Below are 21,064 nucleotides of genomic sequence, written 5' to 3'. Positions count from 1 at the left end.
CAAAAGGTGTGCAAGACTATCGCTAAAGAGTGCATGGGCGACGAGGCCGGAGTGCACATGAGGACACCGGGGAGAACGTGGTGGTCACTAACAGCGCGCTAGCCCGAGCGCTTGCCCCCCATATCGCCGTGCTCACGGGCGATGCGGGGGTCGCTTCCGACATCAATGACCGGCTGCTGGACGTCGCGGCCCGACACCGTGAGACGCTGAGCAGGCGCCAGACCGCGCCTCTCACCGAGAGGTCGGCCTTCCTCATCGCGTATGGGGACTCGATCCGCCGGGAAGGCGAGCGCCCGTTGCGAACCCTCCGGCGGGTCCTGGACCAGACGGTGGCGGACGAGATCTCCGACGTGCACCTCCTGCCGATCTTCCCGTGGACCTCGGACGACGGCTTCGCGGTGGTCGACTATCGCGAAGTCGACCCGCAGCTGGGCGACTGGGGTGACGTGGAGAGCCTGGGACGCACGCGAGGAATTGCCCTCGACTTCGTCGCGAACCACCTCTCGGCGTCCTCGCCGTGGTTCCGGGAATGGCTGGCGGGCTCGGAGCGCAGGCGCGGCTACTTCATCCAGCCCTCCGCAGACTTCGACACATCCGCGGTGGTGCGTCCGCGCACCACGGATCTGGTCCACGAGTACCCGCGCCAGGACGGCACGCTCGCGCGCGCATGGACCACGTTCGGTCCCGACCAGGTCGATCTCAATGTGGCAGAGCCCGCCGTGCTGGCGGAGCTCACCGACGTGCTGCTCACGTACGTCGCCCGGGGAGCGGACACCATCCGGCTCGACGCGATCGGCTACCTGTGGAAGGACAGCGGAACGTCGTGCATCCACCGGCCGGGCACCCACGCGATCATCAAGATGTGGCGCGCGATGCTGGACGAGCTCGCTCCGGGTGTGCGGCTTCTCACCGAGACCAACGTGCCTCACCGCGACAACGTCTCGTACTTCGGCAACCTCACCGACGAGGCGCACATGGTCTATCAGTTCGCGCTGCCGCCGCTCGTGCTGCACTCCTTCGTCTCCGGGTCGAGCGGCCGGCTGACGCGATGGGCGGCCTCCCTCGAGGACTTGGGGAGCGACGCGACGTGGTTCACGTTCCTCGCCAGCCACGATGGCGTCGGCCTGCGCCCCACGCTCGGGATCTTGGACGACGCGGAACGCGCCGCACTGGTGCGCCGAGCCGAGTCCGCGGGAGGACGCGCGGCCCATGCGACCGAGCCGGACGGTTCCCGCAGCGTCTACGAGCTCAATGTGAACTACCTCGACGCACTCGTGGACGACGAGGCGCGCGACGACCCGCGACTGGTGGTGCGCCGCGGACTCGCGGCCCACGCCATCCTGCTCGCGATGGTGGGCGTGCCGGCGATCTACCTCCACTCGCTCTATGGATCGACGGGGGACATCGAGGGAATGGTGGCCTCCGGCATCAACCGCCGCATCAATCGCGAGAAGCTCGACGCCGACGCCCTCCTGGACGAGACCGTCACCTCGCCCCGACGGCGTGGCATGCTCGAGGGAATCGTGGCCATGCTCCGCGTGCGCCGCGAGCAGCCCGCGTTCGATCCCTACTCGCCGCAGGAGGTCCTGGACCTGGGCGACCAGGTCGTCGCGCTGCGACGGGGTCGGGGGCATGAGGAGGTGACGGCCGTGGTGAACGTCTCGCGCCGCGACGCGTCGTTGCCGATGCTGAGGGGGCACGACCTGCTGACGGGCGCGCGACACGAGGGCGTCACCCTGCCTCCGGACGGTGTGCTGTGGCTGGCGCGAGAATGACAGGTCCGCTGCGGGTCGCCGTCGCGGTCGACTCGTTCAAGGGCTCGCTCACCAGCGCGGAGGCGGGACGCGCGATCGCGCGCGGCATCACGGAGCGGATCGCCGATGCGCAGGTCACCGTCGTGCCGATGGCGGACGGGGGAGAGGGCACGGTCGACGCGCTGTGCCACCTTCCCGGCGCGGTGCGCGGGCAGAGTGAGGGCACTGATCTGCGTGGCCGCGCATGCACTGTCCCGCACGTGCGCATCGGCGACGCCGTAGTGGTCGAGTCGGCGTCGCTGCTGGGCCTGCCGCTTCTGCAGGCGGGCCCGGACGGAAGGCCCGATCCGTCGTCACCGTGGCATGCGACGTCGTACGGTCTCGGTCTGCACCTGCGTGCCCTGATCGAGGCTCACGCCCCCGAGCGGCTCGTGGTGGGGCTCGGCGGCACGGGGTGCACGGATGGCGGCGCAGGCCTGATCGTCGGCCTGGGCGGCTCGATCACCGATGCGGCGGGAGTGCCGCTCCACCCTGAGGATGGGAATCCGGTCGCGCGGGGCGCGGCGCATTGGACGCCGCCGGACCTGGGCGGCGTCGAGCTCGTAGGCCTGACGGACGTGAGTTCCCCGCTTCTGGGACGCACGGGGGCCGCACGGCTGTTCGGCCCGCAGAAGGGTGCCGATGCGGAGGTCGTCGAGGTGCTCGAGCGCGGCATGCGTCTGTGGTCGCACGCCCTGGGAGGGCGCGCCAGCTCGGTGCCCGGAGCGGGCGCAGCCGGGGGGCTAGGCGCCGCGCTGGCGGCGCTCGGGGCGCCGCTCGTTCCCGGCGCGTCGTGGCTGCTGGACGCGTGCGGGCCCGCGGTGTTCGCCGCAGTGGACCTGGTCATCACCGGCGAGGGCCGCATCGACTCTCAGACGGCTTTGGGCAAGGTTCCACAGACCGTGGCGACGACCGCGCGCAGGGCGGGCACGCCCGTAGTGGTCGCGCTCGCCGGTGCAATCGAGCCCGGTGTCGCCGTGGCGGGCGTCGATGCTCTGCTGAGCATTCACACCCAGCCACGCACCCTGGCGGAGGCGATGGACCCCGAGGTGGCGCGAGCGGCGCTGACGAGCGTCGCGGGGCAGGTCGCCGCGCTCACGCACGCGGTCCGAGCCCAGCGGCCGAGCGCGGCGGATCAGTCCTGAGACTGATTGCCACCCTGGCCACCCTGGCCACCGCTGCGACGACGGCGACGGTTGCGCTTGCGCGGCTGCCCGCCCTCGCCCTCGCCCTCGCGGCTGGGCTGAGCTGAGCCGTCGCGATCGCCACGGGGACGGTCTGAGCCGCCGCGTCCACCGCCATCGCGGCCGCCGCCCTCGCCACGACCGCCGCCCTCGCCACGACCGCCACGACCGCCGCCCTCGCCACGACCGCCACGTCCGCGGCCCTCGCCGCGTCCGCCGCCCTGGCCTCCTCGACCACGGCCCTCGCCGCGGCCGCCATCGCGGCCACCGCGATCGCCGCCCGGCTTCTTGCCGGTCTCGCCGAGGTCCTCGAGGGTCTCGCCCTCGAGCCCCTCGAGAGTGCGCTCGCTGCGGGGCAGGCGGCCCTTGGTGCCGGCGGGAATGCTCAGCTCCTCGTACAGGTGCGGGGAGTTCGAGTAGGTCTCCTCGGGCTCCGGGTAGCCGAGGTCGAGGGACTTGTCGATCATCGACCAGCGGGGGAGGTCATCCCAATCGACGAAGGTCACGGCGACTCCGGTCTTGCCGGCGCGGCCCGTGCGGCCGATGCGGTGCAGGTACGTCTTCTCGTCCTCGGGGCACTGGTAGTTGATGACGTGGGTGACGTCGTCGACGTCGATGCCGCGCGCGGCCACGTCGGTCGCGACCAGCACGTCGATCTTGGTGTGCCGGAAGGCGCGCAGCGCCTGTTCGCGCGCCCCCTGTCCCAGGTCCCCGTGCAGAGCCCCGGCGGCGAAGCCGCGGTCACGCAGGTCGTCCGACACCTTCGCCGCGGTGCGCTTGGTGCGCGCGAACACGATGGTGCGACCGCGTCCCTCGGCCTGGAGGATGCGGGCGAGCACCTCGACCTTGTCCATGGCGTGAGCACGGTAGACGAACTGCTTGGTCGCCTTGACGGTGGCGCCGTCGTCGTCCGGGTCGGCGGCGCGGATGTGGGTGGGCTGGATCATGTAGCGACGCGCGAGCTGCACGACCGGGCCGGGCATGGTCGCGGAGAACAGCATGGTGTGGCGCGAGGCAGGGGTCGCGGCCAGCAGGCGCTCGACGTCGGGCAGGAACCCGAGGTCCAGCATCTCGTCGGCCTCATCGAGCACGACGGTGCGCACGTAGCGCAGGTCGAGGTGCCCCTGGTTGAGCAGGTCGATCATGCGCCCGGGGGTGCCGACCACGACCTCGACGCCACGGTTCAGCGTGTCGATCTGTGGCTCGTATGCGCGACCGCCGTAGATCTGCGCGATCCGCGTGGAGCGCTTCTTGGATGCGTTCTGCAGGTCGCCGGCGACCTGTACCGCGAGCTCGCGGGTGGGGGCGACCACGAGCGCCTGGGGCTTGCCGGGCTCGTCGAGCTCGTCGTAGCCAGGCTCGCCGGGGGAGGCGGTGCGGTGCAGCAGCGGGACGCCGAAGCCGAGGGTCTTGCCCGTTCCGGTCTTGGCCTGGCCGATGATGTCGTGGCCGCCGAGCGCGACCGGGAGGGTCATCGCCTGGATCGGGAAGGGGCTCACGATGCCGCCCTCCGCGAGGGCCTCGGCGATCAGCGGGTTGATCTTGAAGTCTGCAAAGGTCTGGTCTGCGGTATGCACACTGGCGTGCGTTTCAGTCATGGTGGGGTGAATCCTCGGGTGGTTCGCGGGCGCGAGGAATCGCGTCCTATCGGCGGGCAGCCGATCGCGAATCATTGTCCTTGCGGCCAGCGCTATCTCCAGCGGCACCGCGTTTCTCATGACGACCGGTCAGCCCCGGGTCACGCTCATTCTAGCCCCACGTGCCGCGCGTGGCCAGGATCGCCATCTACGCTGGCGCGTATGCGCATAGTGGTGATGGGTGTGACGGGTTGCGGCAAGTCGACGGTCGGCATGCGTCTCGCCCACGAGCTCAAGGCGGAGTTCCGCGACGGCGACGACCTCCACTCGGAGGCGGCGGTCGCCAAGATGGCCGCCGGGATCGCCCTCACCGACGAGGATCGGTGGCCGTGGCTCGAGGCAGTGGCGACATGGCTCGAGGGCCAGGACCGGGGCGTGATCGCGTGTTCGGCGCTCAAGCGCGTCTACCGGGACTGCATTCGAGACGTCGCGGGGGAGGAGGTCGTGTTCGTTCACCTCGCGGCCCCGCAGAGCGTCCTCGAACCGCGGGTGCGCCGGCGCGCCGAGCACGACGGCCACTTCGCGCCGCCTGGACTGCTCGACTCCCAGTACGCGGCGCTCGAGCCGCTCGAGCCGGACGAGATCGGCGGCACGGTGGCCGTCCAGAACTACTCGCCCGAAGGCGCGACGCTGGTGGCCCGCTCGATCGTCGATTCCGCCGCCCAGTGACGCACCAGCCGCGTCAGGCCCCGAATCCGACGCGTCGCTTGGTCTCCTCGCCGGTCTCGACGTAGCCGACTGCACCGGAAGGCACGACGACGCGTCGTCCCTTCTCGTCGGTGAGGTCGAGAGTGGCCCCAGCCATCGCTCCCGCGACCGCCTCTGCCACCGCATCGGCCGTCATGTCGGTCTCGATCACGATCTCTCGTGACACGTTCTGAACGCCGATCCTGACTTCCACGCTGACCTCCCGAGGTCTGTTCACTGCTGGCTACTGATTATCGTAGGGGGGTGAGTGATGGCGGCAGACGCGTGTTCGCGGGCAGGGGAATCTCCCTGCCCGGCCTCGGATCCATCGCCCTCGTCATCGTCGTGGCCTTCGCGGCCGGCATTGGCGTCGGCTGGGGGACGGGGGTCGTCGCCGACCGCCTGGCCGCCCCGGAGCCCAGCCCCTCTCCGTCGCCGAGCGCCACGGCCACCCCGACGGCCGATGTGAGCCTGCCGCCGCTGGAGCCGATCGACCGCGAACGGGACGATGCCGACCGCCTCGCGGGGGTGGCATCGCTCGACGTGGTGCGCGCCGGCGAGCAGACCTTCGCGACGGTCACCGTCGACGGCGAGCCGTCCGGCGGCGGCGCCTCGGTGCGCTGGGTGCGCGTCGAGTACGAGGAGGGCCTGGGGATGAATGGCGGGGCGCTGGGCAATTTCGTCCTCGACACCCTGAACGATCCGCGCGGCTGGGGCGCTCGCGGTCGCTTCGAGTTCGTGCCCACGGGTGGGGCGCCGGACTTGCGCATCGTGCTCGCCAGCCCCGCCACCGCGGCCCTCACGTGCCCCGACCCGCACGCGACCGCGCCCGCGGGAGCCCTCATGGACCCCTCGGGGAGCCCCGATCCCGCGGTGGATCCGACCACCGCGGCGACGTCCGATCCTGACTCCTCCGCAGCGTCGACCTCGTGCGCCGATCAGGGGCTGGTGATGCTCGACCACTACGACTGGATCGCCGGGCTGGATGCGTACGGCGAGGATCGCACGGGAGCGCGGCAGTACCTGGTGAACCACTTCGTGGGCCATGCGCTGGGCGAGTCGGAGACCGAGTGCACCTCGGGTCGCGCGCTGGTCACGACGGACCAGTCGGAGCTGCCCGGGGAGTGCGAACCCAACCCGTGGACCTGGCCCGACGAGCCCGTTCCGACGCCCAGCCCGTCGCCCGACGCGACCTCGAGCGCGCGCGACGAAGGCGAGTAGCGCGCGTCGCAGGCCGCGGTGAGGCGCGTCGGTAGACTTCGCGGCATGCCTGTCGACCCCGCCACTGGACCGTCCACGCCGGCTCGCGCGCGCCGTGCGGGCATCGCCGCTCTCGACGTCCTGCGAGGCGGAGTCATCGGTGCCGTCGAAGTCGTGCCCGGGGTGTCGGGCGGCACCCTCGCGCTGGTGGTGGGGGTCTACGAGACCATCATCATGAGCGCGGGCGAGCTCGTGCGGGGCGTCGTGGCGGCCGCGGGCGCGCTGGTGCGCCGCACCGACCTCGCGCCGGCTCGCGAGCACTTCGCCCGGGTGAAGTGGGGCACGCTCATCCCGCTGGGACTCGGCATGCTCACCGCGATCGTGCTCGTGTCCGCGACCCTCGCGCCGCTCATCGAGTCCCACCCGATCCAGACGCGCGCGCTGTTCGCGGGGCTCATCGTCGCGTCGCTGATCGTGCCCGCGCGGATGGTAGGCCGGTGGGGCGCGCGGGAGGGCGCGGTGGCGCTCGTCGCGGCCGTCGCGGCGTTCTTCTTCACGGGCCTGACGGGCGTCGAGCGTGCGGATCCCTCGCTGTGGCTCGTGGCAGTCGCCGCATCGTTCGCGGTGTGTGCGCTCGTGCTGCCCGGAGTGTCGGGCTCGTTCCTGCTGCTCGTGCTGGGCATGTACGCGCCCACCCTCGGCGCGGTCAACGACCGGGACCTGGCGTACCTGGGCGCGTTCGCGGCCGGCGCCGTCGTGGGGCTGTCGCTGTTCGTGACGGGGCTGGAGTGGTTGCTGGAGCACCGTCGTGCGGTCACGCTCGCCGCGATGACAGGGCTGATGCTGGGCTCGCTGCGGGCGCTGTGGCCGTGGCAGTCGGAGGACGCCGTGCTGCAGGCGCCGTCGGGCGCGCTCGGGCCGGTCCTCGCGCTCTTCGCCGTCGGCGTCGCGGCGGTGGTCACGTTGCTGGTCGTCGAGCGACTCGCGGCTCAGCGCGCGGCTGCGGACGTCCAGCAGGTCGGCCCTCCCGAGCATCGGTGAGCGCGGTCGTCGGCGCAGTCGTGTCGGACCGGTGTGGTGAAGTGACGTCATGACGCGGATCCGACTTGTCCCGCCCGCGCCGGCCGGTCACGCGACGCCGCTGGACGACGGGCAGCGCGCGGCGGTCGATGCGCTCGTGTCACGCACGGGGCATGTGGTCGTGACGGGGGCTCCGGGCACGGGCAAGACCACCGTGGCGATGGCGGCGGCTGTGGCCGCGGTCGATGCCGGCATCCCTCCGGAGCGTGTGCTCGTGCTCGCCCCCACTCGTCGCGCCGCCGCGAGCCTCAGGGACCGCGTCAGCCTGGCGATGGGCAGGCCGAGCGGCGTGCCCATGGTTCGCACCTCGGCGTCCGCGGCGCACAGTGTGCTCGCGGCCCAGGCGGCCTCGCTCGACCGTCCCGCCCCGGCACTGATCACGGGTGCCGAGCAGGACTCGATTCTGCGCGAGCTGCTCGCGGGCCACGCCCGTGGCGAGGGCGCACGGGTCGACTGGACCGGCGTGGTCCCGCCTGAGGCGACTGTGCTGGCCGGGTTTCGCGGCGAGCTTCGCGACCTGCTGATGCGTGCGGCCGAATCGGGCCGCACCGCGGAGGAGCTGCGGGAGCTCGGCGAGCGCGTGGGGCGGCAGGAATGGGTCGCCGCCGCGGCGGTGATGGATGAGTACGAACTGGTCACGGCCCTGCGGTCGATGCCGTCCGACCAAGGTGAGCGGCACGATCCCGCGACGGTCGCGGCGCAGGCGGCATGGGTGCTCGACCACTGGAGCGACGTGGCTGGGGGCCCGACCCCGGCATGGGACATCGTGATCGTCGACGACCATCAGGAATCGACCGCAGCCACCACCGCGCTCCTGCGCGCGATGGCCGGCGGCGGCGCCCGACTCATGCTGCTCGGCAACGCGGACCAGGCCGTGCAGGGATACCGAGGGGCGCTTCCGCAGGGTCTTGCCAGCGCCGCGAGCGGCGCTCTCGGGCGAGCGAGCCACGTCGAGCTGGTGACCCGCCATCGCCAGAGCGCGGGGCTGGCCCGCGTCGCCGCCGCCGTCGCCGAGCGCATCGGCGTGAAGGGCGTGGGTTCCGCGCGCGCGGCCCACCGGGGGCTCGACGACCCGGCCTCACCGGTCACCGTGCTGACGGCAGCGCACTCCTTCGGCCAATCGCGTGCGATCGCGGCCGAACTGCGACGTGCCAGGCACGGGCTCGACGGCCCTTCGATCCCGTGGGGACGGATGGCCGTCATCGCCCGGTCGAGCGCCCAGTTGAGGGCGCTCCGATCCGACCTGCTCGGCGCCGACATCCCGTGCGAGGCGCTGGGCGACGGCACCGCGCTTCATCGGGAGCCCGCCGTCGCTCCGCTGCTGCAGATCGTGCGTATCGCACTCGGGGAGCAGTGGGACGAGGACCGGGCCATCGACGTGCTGGGCTCGCGCCTGATCGGGCTCGACGCCGTGGCGCTGCGGAGGCTGAGGCGGGCGCTCGTGCGTGAGGAGCGGTCTGGCGGCGGCCAGCGGTCGAGTGCCGAGCTGGTCGTGGAGGCCATGGCGGATCCCGCGCGATGGGCGTCTCTCGATGTGCCTGAGGCGCGCGCAGCGGCCCGCGCCTCGCGGGCCGCGGAGGCGGCACGAGCGCGCATCCATGAGCCCGCCGCCACGCCCGGGGCGGTGCTGTGGTCGGCCTGGGACGCCATCGGGGTCGGCGATCGGTGGCGGGAGGCCGCGCTCGCGGGATCCGCACGCGACGATGCCGATCTCGATGCGGTGATGGCGCTGATGCGGGCGGCGCAGACGTTCTCGGAGCGGCTTCCGGAAGCGGATGCCGCCGCGTTCCTCGAACACCTCGAGGGTCAGGAGTTCGCCGCCGACTCCTTGGGCGCGCGCGGGCAATCCGCCGACGTCGTGACCTTCTGCACCCCGGCATCAGCCGCTGGCCGCGAGTGGGATGTGGTCGCGATCGCCGGCGTCGAGGAGGGGTCGTGGCCCGACCTGCGGCTGCGCGACTCGGTGCTGGGTGCGCAGGCCTTCGCGGAGCTGGTCGCCGAGGGGTCGGTCACGGATGAGCTGATCGCGGGCGCCCGCGGTCCGCGCGATCTGCACGGCGCACGGCGAGCAGTGCTCGACGACGAGTCCAGGGCACTGCTCGTGGCCGTGTCGCGCGCGCGCACGCGGCTCGTGGTCACAGCGGTGGACGATGGCGAGTCTCGTCCTTCCCGCTATCTCGCGCTCATCGAGGACGCCGCCGGCGTGGTGAGGTCCGATGCCGCGGCGCCGCGCGGGGTCGCGGACCTGCGCGCGGCGGTGGCGCGATTGAGGGCGGACGGCCTCGGCGCCGCGAGCCGCCTCGAGGAGGACCCGTCCGACGCGCCCGCCGCCGCCGTGCTCGACGGCGCCGCCGGTCAGCTCGCCCGTCTGGCGGACGCCGGCGTGCCCGGAGCGGACCCCGACGACTGGCACGGCGTCCCCGAGGTCACGACCACGGAGGGGTTCTGGAGCGACGAGGCCGAGGTCCGCGTGTCGCCCTCGCGGCTCGACGCCGTCCGCGCCTGCGCGCTCAAGTGGGCGCTGGAGACCGCGGGCGGCACCGCGGAGAGCACCGACGCGCAGCACGTGGGATCCCTCGTTCACGAGATCGCCGCCGCGCTTCCCGACGGCGACGAGGAGGCGATGGTGGCAGAGCTCGAGCGCCGCTGGGGGGAGATCGGCGGCAGGGACACCTGGCTCGAACGACTCCAGTTTGACAGCGCGCGCGACATGGTGGGCCGCCTCGCCCGGTACCTCGCCGGCGTCACGGCGGACCGCGTGGTCGTCGAGCAGGGCTTCGGGGTGGTCTTCGACAAGGCGCGCGTCTCGGGAATCGCCGACCGGGTGGAGATCTCCGGCGACGTGGCGCGGATCGTCGACCTCAAGACCGGCGCCGCGATCACGCGCGCCGAGGGCGCCGACAACGGCCAGCTGATGCTGTACCAGCTGGTTGCGAACCACGGCGCGTTCGAGGGCGTGGATCGTGCCAGCGATGCGGCCCTGGTGTTCGTGGGGAAGGGCGCGGCGCGCAAGGGCACCGTCGTCCCGCAGCCAGCCATCGATGAGGCCGATGCGCGGGCGGAGCTGGACTCGGCCGTCGCCACCATGCGGGCGCGCGCATTCATGGCCACGCCCAACGCGACGTGCCCCCACTGCCCCATCCGCAGGTCGTGCCCCGCGCACGCGGTCGGCGGGCAGGTGAGTGACGCGTGAGCGTCGATGGAGTCGTCGAAGGGCGCGCGCGCACCGTGGAGGCCCTGGCCGAGCTGATCGCGCCCGGCCGCCCGCCCACCGCCGAGCAGGCCCGCATCATCGGCGCCGGTACCGAGCCCATGCTCGTCGTCGCGGGCGCCGGCTCGGGCAAGACCGAGACGCTGTCCATGCGGATCGTGCACCTGCTGGACCACGCCCGGGAACTGTTCGGCGAGGACATCGCTCCCGACGAGATTCTGTGTCTGACGTTCACGCGCAAGGCGGCGGCCGAGATCGCCGAGCGCGCCGACGAACGCATCTCGCGGGTGTGGGACCCGGTCGAGACCGGGCCCGACGGTCGGCAGCGCCGTCGCCGGGATCCGGAGCGTCCCGCTCCGACCGTCGCCACCTACAACGCCTACGCGGCCGCACTCGCCGCCGAGCACGGCCTGCGGGTCGGCGTGGACCCGGATTCGACCGTCGTGACGGACGCGGCGCTCTGGCAGCTCGCCGCCCGTTCCCTCGAGGAGTGGACGGCGGCGCTCGAGACCGACTCCGCCCCCGGCACCGTGCGCGGCTCGTTGCCCCGACTGGCCGCGCAGATGCGCGAGCACGGCGTGACTCCCGCGTCGTTGCGGGACTGGCTGCAGGACACGTTGGCCTTCCTCGACGGCCTCCCCAAGAAGGTGGGCGACGGCGTCCCCGGGACGATGACCGCCGCGCTGGCGGGCCGCATCGGCAAGCTGCGCACGCTGCTGGCGATGACCGATCTCGTCGAGGACTTCCAGGCACGCAAGCACCAGGGCGCGCTGCTGGACTTCTCGGATCAGGTGGCCGTCGCGGTCGAGCTCGCCGGGCTGCCGGCGGTGCAGCAGATCGAGCGGTCCCGCTACCGCGCCGTGCTGCTCGACGAGTTCCAGGACACCTCTCCGGCCCAGCTGCGGCTGTTCGGCGACATGTTCGGGGCCGACCACCCTGTCATGGCGGTCGGCGACCCGAACCAGGCGATCTACGGCTTCAGGGGGGCGTCGGCGGCCGCTCTCGAGGACTTCGTGACGCGGTTCGGGGGGCCGGACCGCGTGCGCCAGGAGAGCCTGTCCGTGTCGTGGCGCAACGAGGGCGCGATCCTCGATGCCGCGAACGCCGCGGCGGATCCGTTGCGCGAGTCGTCGAGCGTTGCGGTCGAGAGGCTCGCGTCCCGCGCGGCGCTGCTCGGGGTGCCCGAGCCCGAGCGGGACGCCCCAGGAGTGGCTGCCCACATGGCGGCGACGGCCGAGGACGAGATTGAGTATGTAGTCGACTACCTCAGCGCCAGGCGCGACGAGCTCGGCCACGGCCGCCCGTGGCGTGGCGACGACGGCGCCTTCGTCACCGACGGCGCGGGCCGAGCGTTGCCTCGGACGGTCGAGGCGGCCGTGCTGTGCCGCCGCCGTGCGACCATCCCGCTCGTGGTCGACGAGCTCGAGCGCAGGGGCATCGATTACGAGGTGGTGGGACTGGGCGGGCTGCTCGACACCCCCGAGGTCGCGGACCTGCTTGCGCTGCTCGAGGTCGCGCACGACCCTTCGCGCGGCGACGCGCTCATGCGCCTGCTGACGTCGGAGCGCGTCAACCTGGGACCGAGGGATCTCATGGCGTTGAAGGATCGCGCCGAGACGCTCGCGGGCAGTCGCGCCGATCGCGAGGCGGCCGCGAGCATCGTCGACGCCCTCGAAGACCTGCCGCCCGCCGGGTGGCAGTCGCGAGACGGCCGCGCGTTCACCCCCGAGGCCCGGTTGCGCCTCGAACGCCTGCGGCGCACCGTGCGCCACCTGCGTGAGCACACCTATTTGCCGCTGACGGAGCTCGTGGCATTCGCGGAGCGGGTGTGGTGCCTCGACATCGAGGCGGAGGTGGCGAGGCCCGACGGGCGGCTGCGCCGCAACGTCGACGCCTTTCTCGATGCCGCCCGCACGTTCTCGCAGGGGGCCGAGCACGCGACGCTCGGCGCCTTTCTGAGCTGGGTCGACGCCGCGCGCAGCGAGGAGCGCGGCCTCGACGCCCCGGTCAAGGACCCGGAACCGGGGGCGGTCCAGGTGCTGACCGTCCACTCCGCGAAGGGCCTCGAATGGGACGTCGTCGCGGTGCCGGGCGCGACGGACGGGCGCTTCCCGATGTTCATGAACTTCCACGGCAGGCACGAGGACGGCGCGTGGCTGAGCAGCGACCCTGAGGTGCCGTGGCCGCTGCGCATGGACGCCGACCGGCTGCCGTCGTGGCACCTGCGAGGGGCCGTCGATCATGCGAGCCTGAGCGACACCATTTCGGACTTTCGTGCCGCCGCCGGGGCGCACCGCGTGGACGAGGAGCGGAGGCTGTTCTACGTGGCGCTCACGCGCGCCCGCAGCCATGTGCTGGTGTCAGGCTCGTGGTACGCCGGAGGGAAGACGGTGCGCCAGCCCTCGCCGTTCGTCACCGAGCTGGTCGACGCCGGAGTGCTGAGCACAGCGGATTGGGCGCCGGAGCCCGACGGCGACGCCGAGCCCCCCGAGCCTGCCGTGCACACGGCGGCATGGCCCCGGCCCGACTCGCCCGCACGCCGGCGGCGCCGCGCGCTGGGAGGCGCCGTGCGCCGCGGCGGGACCCCGGGCGCGGACCCGTCGACCCTGCCGCTGTCCACCGAGATCGACGCGATGCTCGACGAGCGCGAGCGACGCTCCCGCGACGCTCCAGAGGTGTCGCTGCCCGCTCACCTGTCCGCCTCGGCGCTCGTGTCCATGCGCCGCGATCGCGACGCCTTCGCCGTGCAGCTGCGCCGGCCCGTGCCTCAGGAGCCGTCGCTCGCGGCGCAACGGGGATCCGCGCTCCACGCCTGGATCGAGACCCAGTACGGGCACGTGCCGCTGCTGGGCCCCGAGGACCTCGACCCCGACGGAGACATGTCGCCCGATCTTGAGCGCCTGAAGGAGACGTTCGCCGCCTCGGTCTGGTCCGACCGCCAGCCGAGCGACATCGAGGTCGACGTGGAGGTGCCGATCGCGGGGGTGACGATCCGCTCCCGCATCGACGCGGTGTTCCCCGCGGGCGGCGGCCTGGACCGCATCACCGTCGTCGACTGGAAGTCCGGCCGCCCACCACGAGACCCCGTGGAGCGTGCGGCGCGAGAGGTGCAGCTGGCGGTCTATCGACTGGCCTGGTCCGAGTGGAAGGGCATCCCGCTCGCAGACGTCGACGCGGCCTTCTACTACGTGGCCGAGGACGTGACGGTGTCTCCCGACGCTCTCCTCACACGAGACGAGATCGTCGCGCTCATCTCCGGCGACGGCTGATCATCCCGCCCGGCCGCGAGCCGGGCGCCGCCGCTACTCGTCTGTGTCGTCTATTCGTCCGTGTCGTCTACTCGTCCGTGTCGTCGTCCGCCGACTCGTCGTCGAACAGCAGGGCCTCGAGGTCCGCGAGCATGCCCGCCCCGTCCCCGATCACGTCCTCGTTGTCCGTCCGGACGCCGAACATCATCCACTGCAGCAGCGCGAGCTCCGAGGACAGTCGGGCCCTGTCGAGCAGGTGCGGGTCGCGCGATTCGCGGCGGGCCATGCGGTAGGCCTCGATCACGGACTCCAGCGCGTCGTCGGGAGCGGCGGCGACGAGCCACGCGAGGTCGTCGGCCGGATCCGCGACGCGCGCATCCATCCAGTCCACGACCCCCGAGACCCGGTCGCCCGACACCATGATCTGATGCTCGCCGAGGTCCCCGTGGACCACGGTGGGCTCGAACCGCCACCACGCCACGTTCTCGAGCTGGTGCTCCCAGCGGTCGGCGAGGCGCGGCGGCACTCGGCCCGTCTGAATGCCCGCATCGAGTTCCGCCATGCGCCTCGACCGGTACTCCTCGGCGGTGTAGGCGGGAAGGCCTTCGTCCTCGACCAGCGACGGCGACAGCTCGTGGATCTGGGCGAGCGCACGACCCAGCCCGGCCGCCAGACCGGGTCCCGGCTCGAGCCGCGACAGCACCAGCGCGCTCCCGCTCACCTCGGAGTACACGACGGCACGCCCGCCCTCGGCCTCGGCCATGGTGGCCGTGCCGCGCGGCCGGGGCACGTCGAAGGACAGCAGCCCGGTGTCGTGGGCGCGAGCGAGGGCGTCGAGCAGGCCGCGCTCCGCCTCCAGCGCAGCGCCTGCCGCCGGGCGCTTGGGTGCCCGCACGATCCATCGGGTGCCGGTGGCGTCCTTGACCACGACCACGTCGAAGTCCGCGTCGGTGTGGGGGCTGCGCAGCACGTCATACACATCGAGGCCGGGTACAGCGACAGACGCGAGAGCGGCGAGGGCGAGCGGGGAACGTGGCACGAACTCACGATAGGACCTCACCCGACCGGATGCCACAGTCCACGCCGCCCGGGCATGCGGGCCGCCCCGGTCGCCCGCCGCGCAGAGTGGCTGAGGCGCACCCGCATCGGCCGCGTGGCGCGAGACCGGAGCGCGCGGTGGCGTAGCGTGAAAGGGTGAATCATCGCCTGCTCTTGGACGGCCCCCTGATCATCGACCGCGCCAGCGAGCGCCGCGAACAGGTCGACATGGCGACGGCCGATGCGGTGGTCGTGAAGGACGGCGCGGTGCTGGCGGTCGACGGCGACCTGGTCGAGCTTGCGGCCGGGCAGCGGCCCGCCCACGGCCTCCAGATCTACTTGGGGCGCGAGAGGGAGCGGGACCTCGTGGCGATCGTGCCGGACTCGCTCGACGAGGTAGCGGTGCCGGGAGCGCGCATGACCCCTTTGCGTGAGCTGCTGGGTCTGTTCGCCGCGCGGGGCCTCGACGGGGCCCGCGACCGCGAGCTCGCGACGACGGCGGTGGCGATCTCGCTGTGGCACGCGTCCCACCCGCGCTGCGCACGGTGCGGCAACCCGACCGAGCCGCGCATGGGCGGCTGGGTGCGCCGCTGCGAGGCGGACGGGCAGGATCACTACCCGCGCACGGACCCCGCAGTGATCGTGGCCATCACCGATGGGGACGACCGCCTGCTGATGGCGCACGCGAGCCACTGGTCCGAGAATCGCTATTCGCATCTCGCCGGCTATGTCGAGCCGGGCGAGAGCCTCGAGCAAGCCGCCCACCGGGAGGTCGCGGAGGAATCCGGACTGCGGCTGCGCGACCTGACGTACGCGGGCTCGCAGCCGTGGCCGTTCCCCGCGTCGGTCATGGTCGGCTTTCGCGCACGCGTGGACGACCCCGCGTTCGTGCTCGACGACGACGAGATCTCCGCAGCGATGTGGGTGACCCGCGCCGAGCTCGACGCGCGGGTCGCCGATGGCACGCTCGTGCTCGCTCCGGCCGGGTCCATCGCGCGGCGCCTGCTCGAGGAGTGGTACGGCGCAACGCTGCCGTAGCCGCCGGCGTCACGGCCTGCGACGCCGGGCGAGGCGCGCCATCGCGGTGGTCCGGTGTCACCGCCGCCTGACACAATGCCGGAGATGTCAGCAGACCAGATCCTCGACGCGCTCGATCCCGAGCAGCGCGACGTCGCCACCGCCCTGCACGGGCCGGTGTGCGTGCTCGCGGGCGCCGGCACGGGCAAAACCCGGGCCATCACGCACCGCATCGCATACGGCGTGCGCGTCAACGCCTACACGCCGCAGTCCGTGCTGGCCGTGACCTTCACCGCCCGCGCCGCGGGCGAGATGCGCGAGCGGCTGCGTGCGCTCGGCGCTCAAGGCGTCCAGGCGCGCACCTTCCACGCCGCCGCGCTGCGGCAGCTGAGCTACTTCTGGCCGCAGGTGGTGGGCGGGCAGATCCCCCGGCTCGTCGAGCAGAAGGCCTCGCTCGTCGGCCGCGCCGCCCGCCAGGTGGGCCTCAGCCCGGACCGCCTCACGGTCCGCGACCTCGCCAGCGAGATCGAGTGGGCGAAGGTGTCCCTCGTCGGGGCAGAGGACTACGCGCAGGTCACCGCCGACTCCGGGCGTCCCGCCCCGGCGGGCGTCGAGAGGCGCCAGGTGGTCGACGTGATGCGCGCGTACGAGGACGCCAAGACCGAGGCGGTGGTGCTCGACTTCGAGGACATCCTGCTGCTGCTCGCGGACATGATCGGTCGTCACGGCGAGGTGGGCGAGCAGATCCGCCGCCAGTACCGCCACTTCGTGGTCGACGAGTACCAGGACGTGTCGCCATTGCAGCAGTTCCTTCTGGACCAGTGGCTGGGCGGCCGCGAGGAGCTGTGCGTGGTCGGCGATCCGGCGCAGACCATCTACTCGTTCGCGGGGGCTTCGCCCCGCCACCTGCTCGACTTCGAGCGCACCCACCCGGACGCCACCGTGGTCCGGCTGGTGCGCGACTATCGGTCGACCCCGCAGGTCGTGAACCTCGCCAACGGCCTGATGTCGGCCCGGGGCGTCGCGCGCACCGGCGTCGAGCTCGTCGCCCAGCGCCCCTCGGGGCCGGACCCGGTGTTCACGGCCTACGACGACGATGCGTCGGAGGCCGCGGCGGTCGCAGAACGGATCGAGCGGCTCATCTCGTCGGGGCTGGCCGCCTCCGAGATCGCCGTGCTCTACCGCACCAACAGCCAGTCCGAGGAACTGGAGGACGCCCTTGCCAACCGCGGCATCGGCTACCTGATTCGCGGTGGACGGCGGTTCTTCGACCGTGACGAGGTAAGGCGGGCGATGGTGCTGCTGCGCGGGGCCGCGGTGGGCGCGACGGACTCGCCGATAGGCGAGCAGGTGCGCGACGCGATCGCCGACGCGGGGTGGACGGAGCAGGCCCCGGCCGCACGAGGAGCGGTGAGGGACCGCTGGGAGTCGCTTCAGGCGCTCGTGCAGCTCGCGGACGACTTCGACGCCGACGGCGGCGGCAACGCCACCATGAGGGAGTTCGTCGAGCACCTCGCCGAGCGCGCGCAGGCGCAGCACGCCCCGGCGGTCGAGGGAGTCACCCTGACCACGATGCACGCGGCGAAGGGCCTCGAATGGGACGCCGTCTTCATCATCGGCTGCTCCGAGGGGCTGATGCCGATCTCGCTCGCCGAGGCACCCCAGGCGATCGAGGAGGAGCGCCGGCTGCTGTATGTCGCCGTGACGCGAGCGCGCGAGCACCTGCTGCTCAGCTTCGCGCGGTCGCGCAAGGCCGGCGGCCGCGCGACCCGCAAGCGCACCCGGTTCCTCGAGCGCTGGTGGCCCGAGGCCGGCCGCCCCCCGCAGCGCCGCGCCAAGGCGGCGGGCAAGATCGCGGACCTGGACGCAGACCAGGCTCACCTGTTCGAGGCGCTGCGCACGTGGCGGCTCGACCTCGCGCAGGAGTCCTCGAAGCCCGCGTACACCGTCCTCACGGACGCATCGCTGGTCGAGATCGCGCAAGCACGCCCGGCGACCATCGGCGCGCTGGCGACGGTCAGGGGCGTGGGCGCCTCGAAGCTCGACCAGTTCGGCGCGCAGATCCTCAGGGTGGTCGCGGACAACTGAGCGCCCTCACGCGCCGTGCAGCGCGGCGGCGTCCGCCTCGATGCGGGCGTCGGTGCATCGGCAGTCCGGGTGCGGCGGCTCGGCCGCGAGGGCGCTCACTCCATGCCCGCCGACGCTCCACGTGGTGGCGGGCCGGCCGTCCATGAAGGCGATCGCCTCATGCGCCACCAGTGCACCGGCGATCGTGGCGGCGACGGGGTCCACGCGGGGCCGCCGCGAGTCGCCCTGGAGTGCGAGCAGCGGCCACTCCGGGCGCGAATCGGTCCGGCTCAGTCCGATGCACGTCGCGCAGCGGGTGACTCCCGGCACCACCAACGGCCCCACCCGCACCGTCGCCTCGCCGCACTCGACGAGCAGGTGAGGCTGGTCGGCGACCAGCAGCGTCCGCGCTCGCGTGACTGCGGGGCCCGAGGAGATGAGCACGTCGAGCGCGGCGTCCGCATTCGCACCGCGCAGCTGTGCGGCGGGCACGGCGTGGCGCACGTGAGAGAGGGCGACGGCGCCGCAGTCGGGATCGGGAAGGTGTGGGGCCGTTCCGACCCGGGCGCGCGCGCCGTCCACCACCGTGAGCGCGACCCCCGCGCGAGCGAGGGCGATCGCGGCCTCGGTGCCGAGGGCGCCGGCGCCGTGGATCCGGACGCATCGGTCGCCTGCGGTGGGCGCCCTGCCGGTCGTCAACAGGCCGCGCTCTGCCAGCCGGCCCAGCAGGTCGGCGTGCCTGCGCCGCTCGGCTGCGCCGATGCGCCGGCCGCCCTCCAGAGAGCGCAGGAACCGGGCCTCGGCTGGCGTCACGTCCGCGAGCACGAGTGGCACGTCCCATCCCACCTGCACGCCGGAGCCCGGCAGCGCCAGCACGGGGGCGGCCGGGTTCAGGTGCGTGTCGGCGTCGATGGACATGGGGCCAGCGTGCCAGGCACGCGGCGGCGGCGGCCGTTGTCCACAGGCGGAATGCGCCAGGCTGTGCGGCCGCGCGGCCCGCGGCCCTCCACAACGCAGAACGCGGGCCGCCCCTCAGGGGCGGCCCGCGTTCGACAATGCGGTGAGGCGGTCGTTACGCCTTGCCGAGGATGCGGTTCAGCTTGGTGCTGCACACGGGGCACGTGGCCTTCGCCATGCGGCGACCGTTCTCCGAGACAACGACGTTGCCCTCGGTCTCGCGCTTCTCCTTGCACTTCACGCAGTAGAACTCGCCCTTGTATGTTTCATCAGCCATGAGGCATCTCCTTCACTTGGATCGCCGTGCGCCATGCGCGCGCGGCTCCGGTGGCCCCTGCGGGCCGATCCCCTCAAGCGTAGACGGACGGAACCGCAAAGCGGGACAAGCACGCGCGTGCCGTGTCGCGCCGGTCGACGCGTCAGCCGCGCGGGGTCCCGCCATCCGGGCCGTCATCAGGCGCGTCGGACTGGGCCGTGCCGGTGTCAGGGCGATCGCTCTCCTGCCCTTCCTCGTCGTCTCCGAGGCCGCCGGCAAGCAGCGCCTCGAGCGCCCGGTCGACGTCGTCCTCCTCGGCGCCGCTCAGCCAGCGTGCGACCCACGCCTGCGGGTCGTCCAGCGCCTCCGCCCCCGGCAGCACGTCGGGATGCGACCACACCGTGTCGCGCGCCTCGGGCCCCGCGTCGAGGCTGAGCCGCGACCACAGCGCAGCCGCGTCGCGCATGCGGCGCGGCCGCAGCTCGAGGCCCAACAGTGTCGCGAAGGCATCCTCGGCGGGGCCGCCGGTGGCGCGTCGGCGCTGCATCATCTCTCGGAGCGCTCCGATCGACGGCAGGTGAGGTGCGGCTGCGCGCACCGTGATCTCCTGGACCCAGCCCTCGACCAGGGCGAGGAGCGTCTCGATCGACTCGAGCGTCTCGCGCTGCTCGTCACTGTGATGCGAGGCGAAGATTCCCTGCGTGAGCGCCTCTTGGAGCTTGGTCGGCTCCTCGAATCCCACGTCCCGCACGGCATCGTCGAGGGCCTCGACATCGATGCTGATCCCCGCCGCGTACTTCTCGATCAGGTTGTGGAGATGCCCGGGCAGCCACTGCACCGCCGAGAACAGCCGCACGTGCGCGGCCTCCCGCAGCGCGATGTACGCACGCACCTCGTCCTCGGGGATGCCGAGCCCGTCGGCGAACGCATCGATGGCGCCTGGCACGAGCACCACGCGCGGTTCGGCCAGCAGCGGGAATCCCAGGTCAGTGGCCCCGAAGGCGTCTCGCGCCATCTCGCCCGCCGCCTGACCCACGTGCATGCCGCATACCGTCGGGCTCACGGATCCGACGAGCGCCGATGACTCGGCGCCCAGCCCCGGAGCGTCACCCTCGGCCCGCAGGATTCCGCTGAGCGCCTGGGACACGCTGGTGGCGACTGGTCCTGCCAGCACTCGCCACGTGGGCATCGTCGCCTCGATCCACTCGGCGCGACTCCACACGCGGGGCTCGCGGCCCGATGGGTTGAAGTCCGTCGCCGCGTCGAGCCACAGCTCCGCGCGCGACACGGCGGCGCGATGCTCGGCGGCGACGTGTGCGGTGACGGTCGGGTCGCCGCCTTGTGCGGCGACGCCGCGCGCCACGTCGTGGGCGAGCTGCCAGTTCACGTCCTCGCCCTGAGACTGCGCCACCAGAGCGCGGATCTGGCCGAGAACGTGGTCCATCATGGCGGGGTTGGACAGCATGCCGCTGGCCTGCGCCAGAGCGGCGGGATCCATGCCCATCCGCTCGAGCTCCTCGAGCGCGGACTCGGCGTCGTCACCGAACAGTTCGCGCAGCAGGCGCATCCACGGGGTCTGGTCGTCGGTCACGTAAGGCTCCTGGAGGTGGTGACGGGCGCCCGGCGCGCACGTTCTTCCAAAGTAACGAACGCATCGGCGGTTTGGGCACGCCGTTCGCTATGAGCAAT

The 21,064-nt window shown here is 72.6% G+C and carries 15 protein-coding genes; 9 read left to right on the top strand and 6 right to left on the bottom strand.

Features of this window, described 5'->3' with window-relative positions:
* The first annotated feature begins 80 nt into the window (after nt 1-80).
* Nucleotides 81-1,775 carry an alpha-amylase family glycosyl hydrolase gene (locus tag ACNI14_RS01570; RefSeq protein WP_420518171.1) on the top strand — a complete coding sequence of 565 codons (1,695 nt, stop codon included), beginning with the start codon at nt 81-83 and terminating at the stop codon, nt 1,773-1,775.
* Nucleotides 1,772-2,938 (top strand): glycerate kinase family protein, encoded by a 1,167-nt coding sequence (locus ACNI14_RS01565; RefSeq protein WP_420518170.1) that lies wholly within the window; start codon nt 1,772-1,774, stop codon nt 2,936-2,938. Before ACNI14_RS01570 ends, ACNI14_RS01565 begins: the two co-directional genes overlap by 4 nt.
* Here ACNI14_RS01565 and ACNI14_RS01560 read toward each other — a convergent pair.
* Entirely contained in the window at nt 2,929-4,575 is a 1,647-nt protein-coding gene (locus ACNI14_RS01560; RefSeq protein ID WP_420518169.1) for a DEAD/DEAH box helicase, read from the bottom strand. The two genes, ACNI14_RS01565 and ACNI14_RS01560, sit on opposite strands and share 10 nt — an antisense overlap.
* A 201-nt stretch (nt 4,576-4,776) precedes the next feature.
* Between ACNI14_RS01560 and ACNI14_RS01555 the strand changes: the two genes are divergently transcribed.
* Nucleotides 4,777-5,283: a gluconokinase gene (locus ACNI14_RS01555; protein WP_420518168.1), complete on the top strand. Its 507-nt coding sequence runs from the start codon at nt 4,777-4,779 to the stop codon at nt 5,281-5,283.
* Nucleotides 5,284-5,296: 13 nt separating this feature from the next.
* On the opposite strand, the gene ACNI14_RS01550 is transcribed toward ACNI14_RS01555, so the two are convergent.
* On the bottom strand, nt 5,297-5,515 hold the full coding sequence (locus tag ACNI14_RS01550; RefSeq protein ID WP_420518167.1) for a DUF3107 domain-containing protein: 219 nt from the start codon (nt 5,513-5,515) through the stop codon (nt 5,297-5,299).
* A 50-nt stretch (nt 5,516-5,565) separates the two neighbouring features.
* Here ACNI14_RS01550 and ACNI14_RS01545 point away from each other — a divergent pair, with 50 nt between their 5' ends.
* The 4 genes from ACNI14_RS01545 to ACNI14_RS01530 are packed head-to-tail and all read left to right on the top strand — an operon-like array spanning nt 5,566 to nt 14,061.
* Nucleotides 5,566-6,522 carry a DUF3152 domain-containing protein gene (locus ACNI14_RS01545; protein ID WP_420518166.1) on the top strand — a complete coding sequence of 319 codons (957 nt, stop codon included), beginning with the start codon at nt 5,566-5,568 and terminating at the stop codon, nt 6,520-6,522.
* Between the two features lie 45 nt (nt 6,523-6,567).
* Complete coding sequence (locus ACNI14_RS01540) at nt 6,568-7,542, top strand: DUF368 domain-containing protein (RefSeq protein WP_420518165.1); 975 nt, start codon at nt 6,568-6,570, stop codon at nt 7,540-7,542.
* A 49-nt stretch (nt 7,543-7,591) separates the two neighbouring features.
* A complete protein-coding gene (locus ACNI14_RS01535) occupies nt 7,592-10,774 on the top strand; it encodes a PD-(D/E)XK nuclease family protein (protein ID WP_420518164.1) in 3,183 nt (1,060 codons plus the stop codon).
* Entirely contained in the window at nt 10,771-14,061 is a 3,291-nt protein-coding gene (locus ACNI14_RS01530; RefSeq protein ID WP_420518163.1) for an ATP-dependent helicase, read from the top strand. The genes ACNI14_RS01535 and ACNI14_RS01530 overlap by 4 nt, the downstream gene beginning before the upstream one ends.
* Before the next feature lie 67 nt (nt 14,062-14,128).
* Here the strand turns inward: ACNI14_RS01530 and ACNI14_RS01525 are convergent, their stop codons facing one another.
* A complete protein-coding gene (locus ACNI14_RS01525) occupies nt 14,129-15,079 on the bottom strand; it encodes a macrolide 2'-phosphotransferase (RefSeq protein ID WP_420518162.1) in 951 nt (316 codons plus the stop codon).
* Between the two features lie 155 nt (nt 15,080-15,234).
* Here ACNI14_RS01525 and nudC point away from each other — a divergent pair, with 155 nt between their 5' ends.
* Nucleotides 15,235-16,116, top strand: a complete 882-nt coding sequence (nudC, locus tag ACNI14_RS01520) for an NAD(+) diphosphatase (protein WP_420518161.1) — start codon at nt 15,235-15,237, stop codon at nt 16,114-16,116.
* Between the two features lie 84 nt (nt 16,117-16,200).
* A complete protein-coding gene (locus tag ACNI14_RS01515) occupies nt 16,201-18,183 on the top strand; it encodes an ATP-dependent helicase (RefSeq protein ID WP_420518160.1) in 1,983 nt (660 codons plus the stop codon).
* Between the two features lie 6 nt (nt 18,184-18,189).
* Here the strand turns inward: ACNI14_RS01515 and ACNI14_RS01510 are convergent, their stop codons facing one another.
* The 3 genes from ACNI14_RS01510 to ACNI14_RS01500 all read right to left on the bottom strand — a co-directional run bounded on the left by ACNI14_RS01510 (nt 18,190) and on the right by ACNI14_RS01500 (nt 20,966).
* Nucleotides 18,190-19,080, bottom strand: coding sequence for a hypothetical protein (locus ACNI14_RS01510; RefSeq protein WP_420518159.1), 891 nt, complete (start codon nt 19,078-19,080; stop codon nt 18,190-18,192).
* Nucleotides 19,081-19,234: 154 nt separating this feature from the next.
* Complete coding sequence (locus tag ACNI14_RS01505; protein ID WP_419390722.1) at nt 19,235-19,396, bottom strand: DUF5679 domain-containing protein; 162 nt, start codon at nt 19,394-19,396, stop codon at nt 19,235-19,237.
* 142 nt (nt 19,397-19,538) lie between these two features.
* Nucleotides 19,539-20,966, bottom strand: a complete 1,428-nt coding sequence (locus ACNI14_RS01500; RefSeq protein ID WP_420518158.1) for a zinc-dependent metalloprotease — start codon at nt 20,964-20,966, stop codon at nt 19,539-19,541.
* Nucleotides 20,967-21,064: the final 98 nt, after the last annotated feature.

The organism is Demequina pilifera (assembly GCF_048814985.1).
Taxonomy (GTDB): domain Bacteria; phylum Actinomycetota; class Actinomycetes; order Actinomycetales; family Demequinaceae; genus Demequina.
Note: the sequence above shows the minus strand (reverse complement) of the source record. Positions and strands in the feature narration are given on the sequence as shown.

What these genes read in the sequence shown, in the direction of transcription:
- ACNI14_RS01565 (WP_420518170.1), top strand. Translation starts at nt 1,772, where the DNA reads ATGACAGGTCCGCTGCGGGTCGCCGTCGCGGTCGACTCGTTCAAGGGC.
- ACNI14_RS01560 (WP_420518169.1), bottom strand. Translation starts at nt 4,575, where the DNA reads ATGACTGAAACGCACGCCAGTGTGCATACCGCAGACCAGACCTTTGCA.
- ACNI14_RS01555 (WP_420518168.1), top strand. Translation starts at nt 4,777, where the DNA reads ATGCGCATAGTGGTGATGGGTGTGACGGGTTGCGGCAAGTCGACGGTC.
- ACNI14_RS01540 (WP_420518165.1), top strand. Translation starts at nt 6,568, where the DNA reads ATGCCTGTCGACCCCGCCACTGGACCGTCCACGCCGGCTCGCGCGCGC.
- ACNI14_RS01535 (WP_420518164.1), top strand. Translation starts at nt 7,592, where the DNA reads ATGACGCGGATCCGACTTGTCCCGCCCGCGCCGGCCGGTCACGCGACG.
- ACNI14_RS01515 (WP_420518160.1), top strand. Translation starts at nt 16,201, where the DNA reads ATGTCAGCAGACCAGATCCTCGACGCGCTCGATCCCGAGCAGCGCGAC.
- ACNI14_RS01510 (WP_420518159.1), bottom strand. Translation starts at nt 19,080, where the DNA reads ATGTCCATCGACGCCGACACGCACCTGAACCCGGCCGCCCCCGTGCTG.
- ACNI14_RS01505 (WP_419390722.1), bottom strand. Translation starts at nt 19,396, where the DNA reads ATGGCTGATGAAACATACAAGGGCGAGTTCTACTGCGTGAAGTGCAAG.